A 15,795-nucleotide genomic window follows, 5' to 3' on the forward strand; every position below is an offset into this window, starting at 1 on the left:
TTCCGGCCCATACCCCAAAGGCCCCCACCTCTAAAGAAAGCGGGAGCAGCCACGCCATGAGCCAGCTCACCAACGAAGTCGAAAAGCACACCGACCTCTATGTCGAGGCCTTCAACCGGGGCGACGCCGACGCCGTCAACGCCTTCTACACGGACGAGGCCGTCGCCGTCTGGGAGCCGGGCAAGCCGCTGACCGGCCAGGCCCGCAAGGACAGCGTCAAGGAGTTCCTGGCCCTCGGCCCGAAGATGACGGCCAAGGTCCGCCAGTCCTTCGTCACCGGCGACACCGCCCTGCTGATCGTCGACTGGGTCATCGACACCGTCGACGCGGACGGCGCGCCCGAGCGGCTCAAGGGCATCGGCGTCGATGTGCTGCGCCTGGGCGAGGACGGCAACTGGCGCTACGCCATCGACGACCCGTACGGCCAGGCCGAGTAAGGCCGGCGTCGGCGGCTCGCGGCCGTCCCGGCCGTGAGCCCGCCCGCGCGCTTCTCGTATCAGGTCCCATCAGCTCGTATCAGCGTCACCGGCGCTCCGGCGCCACAGGGGGAGAACTTTCCGTGAACACCGACAGCTTCGCCATCACGGCGGCCGGCGACGACGCCGCCCACCGCACCGGCCGGCGCCCCTCGCGGCGTACGGTCCTCAAGGCGGCGGGCGCGACCGCCCTGGCCGTCTCGGCCGCGAGCGCCCTGGCCGGGCCCGCGTACGCCGGGGAGGACTCCGAGGACTCCGAGTCGTCCACGCGGGACTTCATCGTCATCGGCGCGGGCTTCGCCGGTGTCACGGCGGCGCGCGAACTGCGCGCCAGGGGCAAGCGGGTGACGATCCTGGAGGCCCGGAGCCGGATCGGCGGCCGGACCTGGACCGACACCTTCGCGGGCCAGCAGGTGGAGATGGGCGGCACCTGGGTGGAGCCGACGCAGCCGCACATCGCCAAGGAGCTCAAGCGCTACAGCATCGGTCTGGAGGAGGAGGACCCGCTGGACCGCATGCTCCTGCCGACCCCGAAGGGCCCCAAGGCGTTCACCCCCGCCGAGGGCAACGCGGCGATGGGCCCCCTGTTCGAGAAGCTCTTCGAGGGCTCCAAGCAGTACTTCGAGCGCCCCTTCCAGCCGCTGTACCGCGCGGACCTGCTCCAGAAGCTCGACAAGCTGTCGCTGCGCGACCGGCTGAACGAGCTGAAGCTGTCGCCCGCCGACGAGATGCTGATCAACGGCCAGACCGCGATCTACTCGGGCGGCGCCAGCAGCGAGGGCGCCCTGACGATGCTGGCCCAGTGGTGGTCCATGGCCGGCTGGAACAACGAGGGCTGGAGCGACACCCAGCGGTACCGGATGAAGCCCGGCACCGTCGGGATGCTCAGCGCGATGATCAACGAGGCCAAGCCGACCATCGTGTTCAACGCCCCGGTGGCCTCCGTCGCCGAGTCGGGCAACCGCGTCCACGTCACCACCCGCGCGGGTAAGACGTACTCCGCCAAGGGCGTCGTGGTGGCCGTGCCGGTCAACGTCTGGCACACCATCAAGTTCACCCCCGGGCTGCCGGCCGCCCACACGGCCGCCGCCTCCCAGGGCATCGGGGTGAAGAACGCCCTGAAGATCTGGATCCACGCCCGCGAGGGCCAGGGCCGGTTCTACGGCCAGGCGGCCGAGGGCGGCTCGCCGATCCCGATGTTCATCCCCTACAAGAAGACGTCCGAGGGCCAGCTGTACGTCGGCTTCAGCGTCGACCCCAAGCTCGACCCGACGAACACCGCCCAGGTCAAGGACGCCGTGAAGAAGCTCGGCGCGGACCTGGACATCATCGGTCTGCGGGCGCAGAACTGGGGCGCGGACGAGTTCTCCCGCGGCGGCTGGGCCTTCCGCAAGCCCGGCCAGCTGACCTCGCTCTACCCCGACGTCCTGAACCAGGCCACGAACCGGATCACCTTCGCCAGCGGCGACATCGCGGAGGGCTGGACCGGCTTCATCGACGGCGCGATCGAGTCGGGCCTGCGCGCCGCCCAGTTGGCCAACGGCGAGATGTGACACCCCTCGTCCGGCGGCTCCCGCCGGACCCTCCCCCGGGGGCACCCGCGCCCGGGTGCCCGGAACAGAACAGAAGAGAAGGACGTAACCCGCCATGACGACGTTCACCGTGCCCTTCGACCCCGAGAAGCCCGACCTCACCGACGACACCTGGACCCAGAACGAGATCTTCCTCCAGGTCTTCAACTCCGGTAACGGCGAGTTCTTCGACAGCCTCTACCGCGAGGACTCCATCTCCAACTTCTCCGGCGAGCCCCTCACGGGCGAGGCCCGCCTGAAGTTCTTCAAGGAGTTCCTGGCCACCAAGCCCAAGCTCGAGGCCAAGGTGACCTTCGCCTACACGGCCGGCGACGTGGCCCTGATCGGTGTCGACTACGCCATCGACGGCGTCAACGCCGCGGGCGAGCCCTTCCACCTTGAGGGCATCTGCACCGACGTCCTGGTCAAGGTCGAGGACGGCCGCTGGCTGATGGCCATCGACCGCCCCGTGGCCCGGGGCGGCCTGGTCGCCTAAGAGCCCGGACGTAACACCCCCGAGAACCGGCGCTCCTGGAAAAGCGCGGCCCCTGCCCCCGGTCCCCCGCCGAGGGCAGGGGCCGTCGCCGCGTAAAACATACCGATTATGCGGTATGGTCGGACGTATGTCCGGTCAGTCGTTTACCGACGGTCTGGTGACCGCCCTCGGGGTCATCGGCGGCAAGTGGAAGCCCCTGATCATCGCCGAACTCCACCGGCGGCCACGCCGCTTCGGCGAGCTCAGACGCGCCCTGCCCGGCGTCAGCGAGAAGGTGCTCAGCCAGCAGCTGCGCGAGATGGAGCTGGACGGCGTCGTCGACCGCGAGGTCTGTCTGTCCATCCCGCCCCGGGCCGTGCAGTACTCGCTCACCGAACTCGGCCTGACGCTCCATGAGAGCCTGCTGCCCCTCGCCGCCTGGGGTGAGCTGCACGAACTGCGCATGCTGGCACCCTCCGGGTGAAGCTGGCACAACGCCTTCGAACGGACCTCGAGAGAACCTCTAGAGGCCGCCACTAGCGTTCCCGTCGACTTCAGTGGGTGAACGAGCGCGGGAACAGACAGCTGCACACAGAACCGAGTTCGACTCTCCGTGACGTAACGTCGCGCCGCATGACCCACGGTAAGCCGCCTTCTGAATCAACCGGCGACAACCTTTGCAAAACGATGCAAAAAGATCTTGGGTGAGCGATGCGGTTTCGAATGCTAGGTCCTCTGGAAGTCATTGACGCCGACCGCCCCGTGGCACTGGGCGGCATCAAACAGCGCGCCACGCTCGGCTTCCTGCTGTTGCAGGCCAACAGAGTGGTGGCCACCAGCCAGTTGCTGCGGGCCCTGTGGCCCGTGGACGAGGCGCCCACCTCGGCCCGGAAGATCCTCCAGAACGCCGTCTGGGGGCTGCGTGGCGTGCTCTCGGCCGGCGCGGACGGGACCGGCGGCACGAGCGCCCCGGCCCTGCTGACCCAGGCGCCCGGCTATGTCCTGCGCGTCGACCCCGACGACGTCGACCTCCACCGCTTCCAGCGCCAGGTCGAGGCGGGCCGCGCGAAGTTCTCCGCAGGCGCCCCCGAGGACGCCGCGAAGCTGCTGCGCGAGGCCCTCACCCTCTGGCAGGGCCCCGCCCTGGCCGACCTGGTGGAGACCGGCATCGCCTGGCCCGAGCTGGCCGCCGTGGAGAAGGCCCGGCTCGACGCCATGGAGGACTACTTCGAGGCCGAGCTCGCCTGCGGACGCCACCAGGCCGTCCTCGGCGAACTCGAGACCATGGTCGCCACCGAGTCCCTGCGGGAACGTTCCTGCGGACAGTTGATGCTCGCCCTCTACCGCTGCGGCCGGCAGGCCGACGCCCTCGCCGTCTACGACAAGGTGCGCACCACCCTCGTCGAGGACCTCGGCCTGGAGCCCGGCCGCTCGCTGCGCGACCTCCAGCACGCCATCCTCACCCACGACACCGCGCTCTCCCTGCCCCCGGCCCGGCTCCTGGGCACCGCCCCCTACCAGGCCGGCCGCCGCCCCGCCCGCGAGCAGACCCCCGAGATCCCGGCCCAGCGCCGCCCGGCCCCCGCCGGCGTACCCCTGGCCTCCGTGCCCGACCCGGCCCCCGCCGCCGCGGCCCCCCAGGGCCGTGCGCCCGGCGCGGCGCCCGCCGAGCGCCGGACCGGGGCGACCGTCACCGAGCGCACCCAGGTCAGCGTCGCGCTGATCGCCACCGAGCTCGCCGAGGAGACCCCGGGCGGCGCCTGGAGCGAGAGCGCCGACAACGCCCTGGAGGCCGTGGCCGGCGCCGTCCAGGAGAAGGCCGAGCACTTCGGCGGGACCGTCGTGGCCAGCATCGGTCCCGTCACCCTCGCCCTGTTCGGGGCCTGCTCCGGCGACGGCGACCGCAAGGACGCCGCCGAACGCGCCGTCCACGCCGGCCTCGCCGTCCGCGACGCCCTCGGCTCGGCCGCGTACGCCACCGGCCGGCACGGCCGCCGCCCGGCGGTCCGCGCCGCCGTCGTCACCGGCGAGGCGATCGTCCGCTACCGCCCCGACGACCCCGGCACCCCGCCCACCCTCATCGGCACCCTCCTCCACACCGGCCAGTCGCTGCTGGACCGGGTGCCCGCCGGCGAGGTCCGCGTCTGCGCCACCACCCTGGAGGCCGCCGAGGCGGCGATCACCGTCTCCCCGACCGGCGACCCGGCCACCGGCTGGGAGGTACGCGGTATCCGCCGCGAGTACCCCGGCGACCACACCGTCCCCATCGTCGACCGCGACTGCGAGCTGGACCTGCTCCGCGGCCTCCTCAGCCGCACCCGGCACCGCGCCAAGCCCCACCTCGTCACCGTCCTGGGCGACCCCGGCATCGGCAAGACCCGCTTCGTGACGGAGTTCGCCCGCACCTTCGCCGACCAGCCCGAACCCGCCCGCTTCCTGATGGGCCGCGCCCCCTCCTTCCCCGGGGACGACACCCTCGCGGTGCAGACCGAGATCCTCGCCGCCGCCTGCGGCATCCTCCCCGGCCAGGCCCCCGGTGAGGCCCGCGCCCACCTCGCCGCGACCGTCCGCCGCGTGATCACCGATGCCCGCGAGGCCGACCGCCTGCTGCGCCCGCTCACCGCGCTCGTCACCCCGGGCCACGAACCCGTCGCCCCGGCCGAGGTGCTGTCCGCCTGGCGGCGCTTCGTCGTGGCCCTCTCCGCCGAGCGCCCCCTCGTCCTGATCATCGACGACCTCCACCGGGCGGACGACGCCCTGCTGGACTGCGTCGAGGACCTGGTGGAGTCCGCCGACGCCGTACCGCTCCTCGTGGTGGCGGCGGCCCGCCCGGAGCTGCTCCAGCGCCGCCCCGACTGGGGCGCGGGCAAGCGCCACACCAGCACCCTCGGCCTGGACCCGCTCTCGGACGCGGCCATCGACCGCCTCCTGGAGTTCATGGTCGAGCCGGAACAGGTCGCCCACGTGGGCGAGGCCCCGGACGACCGCCGCCGCTACATGCGCAAACTCCTGGCCTCGGGCTCCCCCACAGGAGCCCTCCGCCACCTCTACGGCCGATCCCGCAAACAGCTGACGCTGCCGGCGGCGGTGTAGGACACGAACCCGGACGGGCTGACAAAGTCAGCCCGTCCGGCGTTTGAGGACCGGGGTTTGGGGCGGAGCCCCAAGAAACGGTGAAAGGGCGGGACCGGGGCAGACCCCTAGGCGCCAGCGCCCACCAGCCGCTCCCCATCCTGCTCCCGCAGAATCCCGCAAACATCCCGCAGCCCAACCTCCAGCTGCGCGATCTCCGCATCGCTCAGATAAACCGACGGCTCGAACCGCAGCGTATGCGCCGCACTCGCCGTCGGGAACGTCCGGATCCGATGCTCCCGCAGCAGGTACCCGGCCACCACGTACCCGAAGAACCCCGCGTTGTCGCGGATCGCCGCGGACGCCGCCTCCGACTGGTCGCTGAACTCGAACCCGAGCATGAGCCCCTCGCCGCGGATGTCCGCGACGACATCCGGGAAGTCCGCCCGCACGGACTCGAACATGGCCCGCAGTGCCGCCCCGCGCTCCGCTGCGAGCCGGTAGACGCGCCCGTCCTCCGCCTCCATCAGCTCCAGCACCTTCAGCGCCACGAAGCAGGAGAACGCGTCCTTCGCGAAGGTCGAGCTGTGCACCAGCTCGAACTCCTTGCGGTACCGGTCACGCCGCACGAGCATCACCGAGGACTTGGCGATCCCGCCGCCCAGGCTCTTGGCCAGCGCGTAGTAGTCGCCCCGCAGCCCCACCAGGGAGCTCGCGAGGAACGCGCCGCTGCGCCCCATCCCGCTCTGCACCTCGTCGAGGACGACCGGGCAGTCGATCTCGGCGGTGACCCGCTGGACCTCCGCCGCGAACTCGCGCGTGATGACGTTGATGCCGCCCTCGCCCTGGATCGGCTCCAGGACGAACGCGCAGATCACCGGCGCCTCGCGCCGCACGACCACGATCGCGCCGCCCTCGACCACGACGTCGAAGAGCTCGGCGCGCTCCGACTCGACGACCTCCTTGATGGCCTCCGGCCGGTCCCGGGGGATGAAACGGGCCTGCGCGGCCAGCGCGGAGAAGGGCGCGCGGTAGCCCTCGTTGTGGGTCAGCTGGACGCTGCCCATCAGCTTGCCGTGGAAGGAGCCCTCCAGCGTCAGGAAGACCGGCGGCCGCTGCCGGACCGCGTCGTTCCGGCGGGTGATCTCCGCGGCCAGGTCCTCGAACGCCGCCAGGTCCACCCGCTCGGTCGCGCTGAACCCGAGCGCGCCCAGCACCTCGCCGGACAGCGACGCCTCGCCGCCGAGGAGCGCCGCCCGCGCGGCCTCCAGGTGCCCGGCGATGGGGGCGGCCAGCTCGTCCATCCGCATCCTGCGGTCGAGCTCCGCGTGCTTGATGGCGGCCTCGATGGCCTCGGCACCCGTATTGGCGAAGATCGCCGAATAGGCGTCGGTAGTGCCGAGTTCCCGCTGGAGAATGGTGTTGAGCGCGCCGGCCACCTGATTGGCGTAGGGGTGCCGCGAGAACTGCGCGTGCACCGGGACGCCGCCGTCCAGCAGCGATTTGGCGAGGGCGATGATTTCGGGGTTGTTGTGCCCCAGCATCAGGGAGCCGTAACCGCCCGCGTAGTCGACCACGGGGACTTCCCCGCCGTCCGCGTCGCGGTAGTAGAGGGTGTTGCCCTCGGCGCGGACGTACTCGACGTCGAGACCGACGGAGGCGAGCCACTCGAGGAGAAAGGGCTCCGCGAGTTCGAGCTCGGGGGAGCCGGGATATCCGGGGGTATCAGCGTTCATGGCGCCCGACCATACGGCGGCGCGGTCATCGCCCGTTCTTTATCCGGTCCTCGAACTCCCCGGCGATTACCGGGAAGTTCGGGCACCGCCGGACCGGTTACCGGGCGACCGTGACGACCCCCAGCGCCTCGGCCACGAGATCGGCCACCTCGCGGGTGTGGTGGTCGAGGTAGAAGTGGCCGCCGGAGAACACGTGGACGTCCGTCCGCGCAGCCGAGAAGCCCCGCCAGTCCGAGGCCTCCTCGACCGTCACGACCGGGTCGTTGTCGCCGATCAGCACGGTGAAGGGCACGTTCAGCGGCGCCCCCGGCGTCCACGCGTACGCGCCGATCGCCCGGTAGTCGGCGCGCAGCGCCGGCATCACCATGGCCAGCAGGTCGGGGTCCTGGAAGACCCCGCCCGTCGTACCGCCGAGCCGCCGGATGGCGGAGAGGACGTGCGCGTCCGTGCGCACCTGGTCATGCGGGCTGGGCGCCGCCGTCGGCGCCCCGCGCCCGGAGAGGAACAGCCGCTCCGGCCCGGGGGCCGAGCGCTGCTCCAGGCGGCGGGCCGTCTCGTAGGCGAGCACGGCGCCCATGCTGTGCCCGAGGAAGGCGAACGGACGGCGGTCGTCCAGCGCGCTCATCTCCTCGGCCAGCCGGTCGGCGAGCCGGGCGATGTCGTCCACCGGCGGCTCCTGGTGGCGGTCCTGCCGCCCGGGGTACTGCACGGCCACCACGTCGACCGCCGGCGCCAGCGTGCGCGACAGCGGCACGAAGGCGCTGGCCGCTCCTCCGGCGTGCGGGAAGCAGACGAGGCGCGGTCCGTCCTGCGGAGCCTGGCCGTAGCGTCGGAACCAATCACTGCCCACTGCGTCTTCTCCTCGCGTGCGTTGCGGACCGTGCCGGGGCATTTTCGGTTATGCCGCTCGAGGCTGGCACGAGACGCGCACGAGGACCCCTGATCGAGACACTTCGCAAGGGCCATGAGGGCATATTCTGTGGGCCCGCAGAGCATCCACGGAGCGTAGGGAAGGCAAACCGAGCCGGGGATCGGCCGGAAGGGGAGTTGATCGGCGATGCAGGAGAGATCCGGGCGGACCCGCAGGAGGTTGCTCGAAGCCGCTGCCGCGCAGATCGACGCACGCGGATACGCGGACGCCAAACTGAGCGACATCAGCCGGTGCGCCGAAGTGACGACGGGCGCGCTGTATTTCCACTTCTCCTCCAAGACCGACCTGGCGGAAGCGGTCCAGCGGGCCGGCTGCGAGATGCTGGACGAGACGGTCGACCACCTGCTGACCCGCTGCTCGCCCATGCAGGCACTGATCGACATCACCCACGTCCTGGCCCGCTGGGTCTGCGAGGAGCCCATCGTCCGGGCCGCCCTGCGGATCGGCCGGGAGCGCGGACGGGACGGTTCCGCGATCGTCGACTTCCACGCGGTGTGCGTCCGTACCGGGCTGCGGCTGCTGCGCGACGCCCGCGCCACGCAGGGGGTGATCCGCGCCGATGTCTCCGCCGACTCCGTGGAGGGGCTGGTCACCGCCGTGCTGTCGGGCGCCGAGGCGGACGCCTGCCGGGGCATGGACCCCGACCGCCTCGCCGCCCGGCTGACGGGGATGTGGGACCTCCTCGTCGACGCCATCGTCGTACGCGAACTCCGCGCCGGGCTCCGCACGGGACCGCCCCACGCGCCGCTGCCGCACGGCCGCGCCCACGAGGCGGTCACCGCCTGACCCGTGCCACGACTCTGGTGATTACCCGCGTGATTACCCGTCGGTGAACACACAGTAGGACCCCTCCGGTTAGCTTCTCGGCCTGGGAGGAGTCCCGAGGGGGAGTTCCCCGAGGGGCTCGGACGTCCCGCGAGGTACGAGGAGTTGTGATGGATACCTCTGTCATCACAGGGGGAGCGGAGGCCGGCGCGACGACGGGAACGGGGACCGGAGCGGGGCCGGGAACGGGGACGGGAACCGGGACGGACCCCGAGGCCTGGGAATCGGTCATCGGACGGGACTTCACCCGGGCGCTCAACGAGGGCCTGGCCCGGGCCCGGGCGACCGCCCCGCCACGGACCCGGCGCGCTTCGCCCACCCCACGCCCCCGCCTGCCCCGGCCCACGTCTGCCGGAATCGACGACTCCACCAGCGGGAACCCCACCGCTGTGGGTTCAACCAGCGCCGATCCCCCCGCCACACCCGACGAGCACACGGATTGCCGCTGGCAGGAGCGCCGCCGGGTGGCCCGTGACCTCCACGACCACATCGGCGGCGCCCTCGCCACCGCCCGCCGCCTCCTCGTCGAGTGCGGCCCGGGCGTCGACGACCCGGGCCGGCTCGCCGCGGCCCAGGTCTTCCTCCACGAGGCGGAGGACCACCTGCGCGGCCTGCTGGGCGAGTTGGTCACGGCGACGGAGCTGCCGCCGCTCGGCGAGGCCATCGAGGGTTTCGCGGCGGAGGCCGCCCCGCCCGGCCTCGACGTCACCGTGAAGATCACCGGCAATGAGAACCTCGTCGCCACCGCCCACCGCCGGGCCCTGTTCCTGGCCGTCCGCGAGGCTCTGCGCAATACGTTCGAGCACGCCGGCGCGAGCCGCGTCGCGGTGTCCGTGCGCACCACCCGCTGGTGGGTCCACGCCGCCGTCGAGGACGACGGCCGGGGCTTCGACCCGGAGCGCGCGACCGACGGCGAGGGCCGCCCGGCCCGGGGGATCGCGTCGATGACCCAGCGGGTCGAGGACATCGGCGGAAAGCTGACGATCGAGAGCTCGCCCGTCGACGGCACCAGGGTCGACATGCACCTGCCGCTGCGCCCGCGTACGTAGCCGAACCCTCTCCGCCCCCCGAACTTCCCCCGACTCAACCCCCCTGCTCCCCCTGATCCCCTCCGAATCCAGTGCTGCCAGCGGGCCGGCCGATCCGCCCGCGCCGAGGAGTTGTTGTGCGCAAGGTGCTTATCGCCAATCGTGGCGAAATCGCTGTCCGTGTCGCTCGTGCGTGCCGGGACGCGGGGATCGCCAGTGTGGCGGTCTATGCCGATCCGGATCGTGACGCGTTGCATGTCCGGGCGGCCGACGAGGCGTACGCGCTGGGTGGTGAGACCCCGGCGACCAGTTATCTGGACATGGCCAAGGTCCTGGCCGCCGCGGCGGAGTCGGGTGCGGACGCGGTGCACCCGGGGTACGGGTTCCTCTCCGAGAACGCCGAGTTCGCCCAGGCCGTCCTGGACGCGGGCCTGACGTGGATCGGCCCGCCGCCGCAGGCCATCCGCGATCTGGGTGACAAGGTCGCGGCGCGGCATATCGCCCAGCGTGCCGGTGCCCCTCTCGTCGCCGGCACCCCCGACCCGGTCTCGGGGGCGGAGGAGGTCGTGGCGTTCGCGCGGGAGCATGGTCTGCCGATCGCGATCAAGGCGGCGTTCGGTGGCGGTGGGCGTGGCCTGAAGGTCGCCCGCACCCTGGAGGAAGTCCCCGAGCTGTACGACTCGGCGGTGCGCGAGGCGGTGGCGGCGTTCGGGCGGGGGGAGTGCTTCGTCGAGCGCTACCTCGACAAGCCCCGCCACGTCGAGACCCAGTGCCTGGCCGACACCCATGGCAACGTCGTCGTCGTCTCCACCCGCGACTGCTCGCTGCAGCGCCGCCACCAGAAGCTCGTCGAGGAAGCCCCCGCGCCGTTCCTCTCCGAGGAGCAGAACGCCCAGCTGTACGCCGCCTCCAAGGCCATCCTGAAGGAGGCCGGGTATGTCGGTGCGGGGACGGTGGAGTTCCTGGTGGGGATGGACGGGACGATCTCGTTCCTGGAGGTGAACACCCGTCTGCAGGTGGAGCACCCGGTGACCGAGGAGGTCACGGGCATCGACCTGGTGCGGGAGATGTTCCGGATCGCCGACGGCGAGGAACTCGGCTACGACGACCCGGCCGTGCGCGGTCACTCCTTCGAGTTCCGCATCAACGGCGAGGACCCGGGCCGCAACTTCCTGCCCGCCCCCGGCACCGTCACCACCTTCACCCCGCCCACCGGGCCGGGTGTGCGGCTGGACGCAGGGGTGGAATCCGGCAGCGTCATCGGCCCCGCCTGGGACTCCCTCCTCGCCAAGCTCATCGTCACCGGTGCCACCCGTGAGCAGGCGCTGCAGCGCGCGGCCCGCGCGCTGGGAGAGTTCCAGGTCGAGGGCATGGCCACCGCCATTCCCTTCCACCGCGCCGTGGTCACCGACCCCGCCTTCACCAGCGACCCGTTCCACGTCCACACCCGCTGGATCGAAACCGAATTCACCAACACGATCGAGCCTTTCGCCGCTCCGGCCGGTGCGGAGGAGGACGAGCCCGAGGGCCGCGAGACGGTCGTCGTCGAGGTGGGCGGCAAGCGCCTGGAGGTGACGCTGCCGTCCTCGCTCGGCGCGAGCATCGGCCGCGCTCCGGCCGCAGGTGGCGGTGCGCGACCCAAGCGCCGTGCGGCGAAGAAGGCGGGCGCGGCGGCGTCGGGCGACTCGCTGACCTCGCCGATGCAGGGCACGATCGTCAAGGTGGCGGTGGAGGACGGCCAGCAGGTCAACGAGGGCGACCTGGTCGTGGTCCTGGAGGCCATGAAGATGGAGCAGCCGATCAACGCCCACCGCTCCGGCACGGTGAAGGACCTGGCGGCGGAGGTGGGCGCGTCGCTGTCGTCGGGCGCGATCATCTGCGAGATCAAGGACTGACGAGCGACCGACGAGCACGCTGAACGCTTCGCACGCGCCGGGCGGGACGGGGGAAATACCACGGACCGCCCGGCGCGGCATGTCCTGTCAGTAGCCCGTGCGGGTCCTGTGGACTCCCTGTATGTTCGATGAACGTAAGTGCCGTTTATGGAGATAAGTCCGCTCTTCGGGTGAACTTTCAGAGCATATGTGTGGCGCGCTTCCCGATGCGGCATGCACTGGACATAGGCTGGCGCGCCATTTCGGCGGCCCTGGGCATCGAGAGAGCGCCGCGACTGGGAGGCCGACATGGCGACATTGTGCAGACCGGCCATCGCTGTCCCCGAGCACGTGATCACGAGGGAGCAGACGCTTGATCTCGCGCGCACCCTGCACGCCGATCACCCTCAGCTGGAGCTGGCGCTCCGGCTGATCGGCAACACGGGCGTGCAGACCAGACACCTCGTGCAGCCGATCGAGGACACCCTCAAACACCCCGGCTTCACCGTGCGGAACGCCCGCTACGAGCGCGAGGCCAAGGCCCGTGTCCCGGCCGTCGTGCGGCGGGCGCTCGACCACGCGGAGCTGACGGCGCGCGACATCGACCTGATCGTGTACGTGTCCTGTACGGGCTTCATGATGCCGTCGATGACCGCGTGGCTCATCAACACCATGGACTTCCGCAACGAGACCCGGCAGCTCCCCATCGCCCAGCTCGGCTGCGCGGCGGGCGGCGCCGCGATCAACCGCGCGCACGACTTCTGCCAGGCGTATCCGGAGGCGAACGTCCTGATCGTGGCCTGTGAGTTCTGCTCGCTGCTCTATCAGCCCACGGACCTCGGCGTCGGCAATCTGCTCTCCAACGGCCTCTTCGGCGACGCCATCGCCTGCGCGGTGGTGCGCGGTGAGGGCGGTACGGGCGTACGGATCGAGCGGAACGGCTCGCATCTGGTGCCCGACACGGAGGAGTGGATCTCCTACGGGGTGCGGGAGACGGGTTTCCACTTCATCCTGGACAAGCGGGTCCCGGGCACGATGGCCATGCTGGCCCCGGCCATGCGCGACATGGCCGAGCCGTACCAGTGGGACGTCTCCGAGCTCGACTTCTACATCGTCCACGCCGGCGGCCCCCGCATCCTGGACGACCTCAGCCACTACCTGGGCCTGGCTCCAGAAACGTTTCGCTACAGCCGCGAGACGCTCACCGAGCGGGGCAACATCGCCAGCGCCGTCATCTTCGACGCGCTGGAGCGCCTCTTCCAGGACGGCGGGGCGGACGATTCGGCCCGGGGCATCATCGCGGGCTTCGGCCCGGGCATCACGGCCGAGATCGCCCTGGGCACGTGGACGTCGGACCGCGAACGAGTCCCGGTGGCGATGCCGCTCTCGGCGTAGCGCTTCCAGCCCGTCCGGCGCTTGAGGCCCGGGGGCCCGGGGGCGGAGCCCCCGAAAGCGGGGGCGCGAGGGGGCCGCAGGCCCCGCTCGGAAACGGAGAAAGGGCGGGGCTGGGGCACCCTCACCGCCCCACCGGCGCAGGGGCGGGCGGAGGCGGCAAGGCGCGCCGGTCCGGAAATCCGCCTCCTCAGAGGTCGAACTCCGCGGGATTGATGCCGAGCGCGAAGCAGACCTCGCGAACAACGGCCTGCTCCGTCTTGTCGAAGTCCCCGTCCGCCCCACCGATGACGATGCCGATCTGAACGACCGCACGCGCCTCGGTCGGCTTCTTCTGAACCTTGCCGATGGTCTGAAGAACGCTGACCTTGCCGAACTCGAAATCGGCCGTCAGCTTCTGGCAGTAGTCGTTGAAACGCGCCTGGAGATCGTCGACGGGAAAGTTCCGCAGAACGTCGTTGGTGGCGATCAGCGAGGCGACACGCTGTCGCTCGGAAGCGTCGATCGAACCGTCAGCCGCCGCCACCAGAGCGCACATTGCCATGCTCGCGTCACGGAATGCGCCGCTCTTGAGCTCGTTCTTCTTCGCCAGCAGCTGGCCCTGCATTGTCGTGGCCGAGTCCTTGAGCCGGTCCCAGAGCGCCATGTGCGTAAATCTCCTTGTGAATACGGGGATGCACTGGCAGAACTGTTGAGAAGGGTAAAGAAGTTCCCAAGGGGACCGGCGGAAGTGGTTCGGCGGAGGTCAACTACGAGCCGCGTCGAGATGAAGTGGCTTGATCTTTCCCTCGATCATCGCGCCCAGCCCGAGGACGGAACACACATCGGGATTGTCGGCGATCCGCACCATCATGCCCGTGGCCTGCTCGATCATCGTGTCCAGCCCGGGGAGACGCGCGCTGCCACCCGCGAGCATGATGCCGCGCTCGGCGAGGTCGGCGACCAGATCGGGCGGGCACTCGCGCAGCACCCGGCCGATCGCGTCGAGCACGGCCGTGAGCGGGGTGTGGATGGCCTCGCGGACGTGCGCGGTGTTCACGAGCACCGTGCGCGACAGCCCCGTGGCCACGTCGCGCCCGCGCACCTCCGCCTCGCAGCCCATCCGGGCCGGGTCGTAGAGCGCGAGGTGCAGCGGGTGGAGCCCCTGGGAGGGCAGCATCAGCTCGTGGACGCTGCGCAGGTGCTGGATGACGGCGTAGTCGATGGCGTCGCCGCCGATCGCCACCTTCTCGGCGGCGACGATGGCGCCGAGCGAGAGCACGGCGACCTGGGTGGAGGCGGCGCCGCACACCACGATCATCGTGGCCTCCGGCCGCTCGACGGGCAGCCCGCAGCCGACGGCGGCGGCGATGAGCGTGTCGACGAGCTCGACGCGACGGGAGCCCAGGGCGCTCAGCACCTCAACGGCCGCCCGCTGGGCGATCGGCTCCGCGTCGTGCGGCAGACAGACGGCGGCCCGCAGCATCGGCTTGCGCCGCCAGGCCCGGCGGATCTTGTCGTTGACGAGGAAGCGCAGCATCCGCTGGGCCATGTCGATGTCGACCACCGTGCCGCCGGAGATGGGCCGCACGACCTTGATGTGCTCCGGCGTCCGCCCGGCCATCCCCCCGGCCAGCGAGCCCACCGCGATCAGCGACCCCGTCCGGGAATTGACGGCGGCGAGGCTCGGCTCGTCCACGATCAGCCCGTTGTCCTTGAGATAGACGCGGGTGCGGGACGCTCCGAGGTCGACGGCGACGGTGCAACGGGAGAGCTGTTCGAGGCTGAGGGTCATCACGGTCCTGCCCTGGGGTGCGCGATGGATGGGACGTGCGGCCATCGTGCAAGGCGGCGCGCCGCGCTGCCCGCCGAAATGGGCTGCACGGGCGCATGGGCGCGCCCGAAAGAGCGGGCGGTGGGAGCGGAGGCGAGCGGGGGCGGATACGGACACCCCCGTAGCCCGTGTCCGCACCCCGGCTCACGGGAAGGAGTCTGCCAGCCTCCACTGACAATCCCCGTGACCTCGGCTTTCGCCCCGGCGCGGAGGGGCCTACGCTCGAAGGTATGACCGAGCCGCTCTCCTGGCGGGTCGCCGCGGACCTCGAAGGCCGTCCGACGGACCGGTCCTGCGCCCATCTGGCGCAGACCGCGCACGAGGTGACCCCGAGCACGACGGAAGGGTGCGAGGACTGCCTGCGCATCGGCGCGACGTGGGTCCACCTCCGCGAATGCCTCACCTGCGGCCACATCGGCTGCTGCGACAGCTCTCCCCACCACCACGCGACCACCCACGCGGCTGAGAACGCCGGCCACGACGTCGCCCGGTCCTTCGAACCGGGCGAGACGTGGGCGTGGTGCTACGCGGACGAGGTGCTGTTGCTACCGCCGCCGCCGTAGGGGGTCCGGGGGCCCGCTCCGCAAGGCCGGGGGCACCCG

At 71.2% G+C, this 15,795-nt stretch carries 14 protein-coding genes; 10 read left to right on the forward strand and 4 right to left on the reverse strand.

Annotated features, from left to right (window positions below; genetic code table 11):
- The first annotated feature begins 56 nt into the window (after positions 1 to 56).
- The 5 genes from EKH77_RS17550 (at position 57) to EKH77_RS17570 (ending at position 5,615) form a co-directional block, all read left to right on the forward strand.
- Complete coding sequence (locus EKH77_RS17550) at positions 57 to 437, forward strand: YybH family protein (RefSeq protein WP_126915302.1); 381 nt, start codon at positions 57 to 59, stop codon at positions 435 to 437.
- 122 nt (positions 438 to 559) lie between these two features.
- Positions 560 to 2,029, forward strand: a complete 1,470-nt coding sequence (locus tag EKH77_RS17555) for a flavin monoamine oxidase family protein (protein WP_240667393.1) — start codon at positions 560 to 562, stop codon at positions 2,027 to 2,029.
- Between the two features lie 94 nt (positions 2,030 to 2,123).
- Positions 2,124 to 2,543, forward strand: coding sequence for a YybH family protein (locus tag EKH77_RS17560; RefSeq protein ID WP_126915303.1), 420 nt, complete (start codon positions 2,124 to 2,126; stop codon positions 2,541 to 2,543).
- A gap of 127 nt (positions 2,544 to 2,670) precedes the next feature.
- On the forward strand, positions 2,671 to 3,006 hold the full coding sequence (locus tag EKH77_RS17565; protein WP_126915304.1) for a winged helix-turn-helix transcriptional regulator: 336 nt from the start codon (positions 2,671 to 2,673) through the stop codon (positions 3,004 to 3,006).
- A gap of 239 nt (positions 3,007 to 3,245) precedes the next feature.
- Positions 3,246 to 5,615 carry a BTAD domain-containing putative transcriptional regulator gene (locus tag EKH77_RS17570; RefSeq protein ID WP_164737809.1) on the forward strand — a complete coding sequence of 790 codons (2,370 nt, stop codon included), beginning with the start codon at positions 3,246 to 3,248 and terminating at the stop codon, positions 5,613 to 5,615.
- A 107-nt stretch (positions 5,616 to 5,722) separates the two neighbouring features.
- Here EKH77_RS17570 and EKH77_RS17575 read toward each other — a convergent pair whose 3' ends face one another.
- Both EKH77_RS17575 and EKH77_RS17580 read right to left on the reverse strand, forming a co-directional pair.
- Complete coding sequence (locus tag EKH77_RS17575) at positions 5,723 to 7,330, reverse strand: aspartate aminotransferase family protein (protein WP_126915306.1); 1,608 nt, start codon at positions 7,328 to 7,330, stop codon at positions 5,723 to 5,725.
- A 97-nt stretch (positions 7,331 to 7,427) separates the two neighbouring features.
- A complete protein-coding gene (locus EKH77_RS17580; protein WP_126915307.1) occupies positions 7,428 to 8,180 on the reverse strand; it encodes a thioesterase II family protein in 753 nt (250 codons plus the stop codon).
- Between the two features lie 207 nt (positions 8,181 to 8,387).
- Between EKH77_RS17580 and EKH77_RS17585 the strand changes: the two genes are divergently transcribed.
- The 4 genes from EKH77_RS17585 to EKH77_RS17600 all read left to right on the forward strand — a co-directional run bounded on the left by EKH77_RS17585 (position 8,388) and on the right by EKH77_RS17600 (position 13,383).
- Positions 8,388 to 9,047, forward strand: coding sequence for a ScbR family autoregulator-binding transcription factor (locus EKH77_RS17585; RefSeq protein ID WP_126915308.1), 660 nt, complete (start codon positions 8,388 to 8,390; stop codon positions 9,045 to 9,047).
- A gap of 149 nt (positions 9,048 to 9,196) precedes the next feature.
- Positions 9,197 to 10,135 carry a sensor histidine kinase gene (locus EKH77_RS17590; protein WP_126915309.1) on the forward strand — a complete coding sequence of 313 codons (939 nt, stop codon included), beginning with the start codon at positions 9,197 to 9,199 and terminating at the stop codon, positions 10,133 to 10,135.
- A gap of 116 nt (positions 10,136 to 10,251) precedes the next feature.
- The gene (locus EKH77_RS17595; RefSeq protein ID WP_126915310.1) at positions 10,252 to 12,009 is read left to right on the forward strand and encodes an acetyl/propionyl/methylcrotonyl-CoA carboxylase subunit alpha; all 1,758 of its coding nucleotides are present in this window, start codon (positions 10,252 to 10,254) and stop codon (positions 12,007 to 12,009) included.
- 288 nt (positions 12,010 to 12,297) lie between these two features.
- Positions 12,298 to 13,383 (forward strand): type III polyketide synthase, encoded by a 1,086-nt coding sequence (locus EKH77_RS17600; RefSeq protein WP_126915311.1) that lies wholly within the window; start codon positions 12,298 to 12,300, stop codon positions 13,381 to 13,383.
- A 187-nt stretch (positions 13,384 to 13,570) separates the two neighbouring features.
- Here EKH77_RS17600 and EKH77_RS17605 read toward each other — a convergent pair whose 3' ends face one another.
- Together EKH77_RS17605 and EKH77_RS17610 are read right to left on the reverse strand one after the other, a co-directional pair.
- A complete protein-coding gene (locus EKH77_RS17605; protein WP_126915312.1) occupies positions 13,571 to 14,026 on the reverse strand; it encodes a tellurite resistance TerB family protein in 456 nt (151 codons plus the stop codon).
- Between the two features lie 99 nt (positions 14,027 to 14,125).
- Positions 14,126 to 15,154 (reverse strand): rod shape-determining protein, encoded by a 1,029-nt coding sequence (locus EKH77_RS17610; RefSeq protein WP_126915313.1) that lies wholly within the window; start codon positions 15,152 to 15,154, stop codon positions 14,126 to 14,128.
- A gap of 269 nt (positions 15,155 to 15,423) precedes the next feature.
- Here EKH77_RS17610 and EKH77_RS17615 point away from each other — a divergent pair, with 269 nt between their 5' ends.
- Positions 15,424 to 15,756 carry a UBP-type zinc finger domain-containing protein gene (locus tag EKH77_RS17615; protein WP_126915314.1) on the forward strand — a complete coding sequence of 111 codons (333 nt, stop codon included), beginning with the start codon at positions 15,424 to 15,426 and terminating at the stop codon, positions 15,754 to 15,756.
- Positions 15,757 to 15,795: the final 39 nt, after the last annotated feature.

The sequence above is a fragment of the Streptomyces luteoverticillatus genome (assembly GCF_003970715.1).
Classification (GTDB): Bacteria; Actinomycetota; Actinomycetes; order Streptomycetales; family Streptomycetaceae; genus Streptomyces; species Streptomyces abikoensis.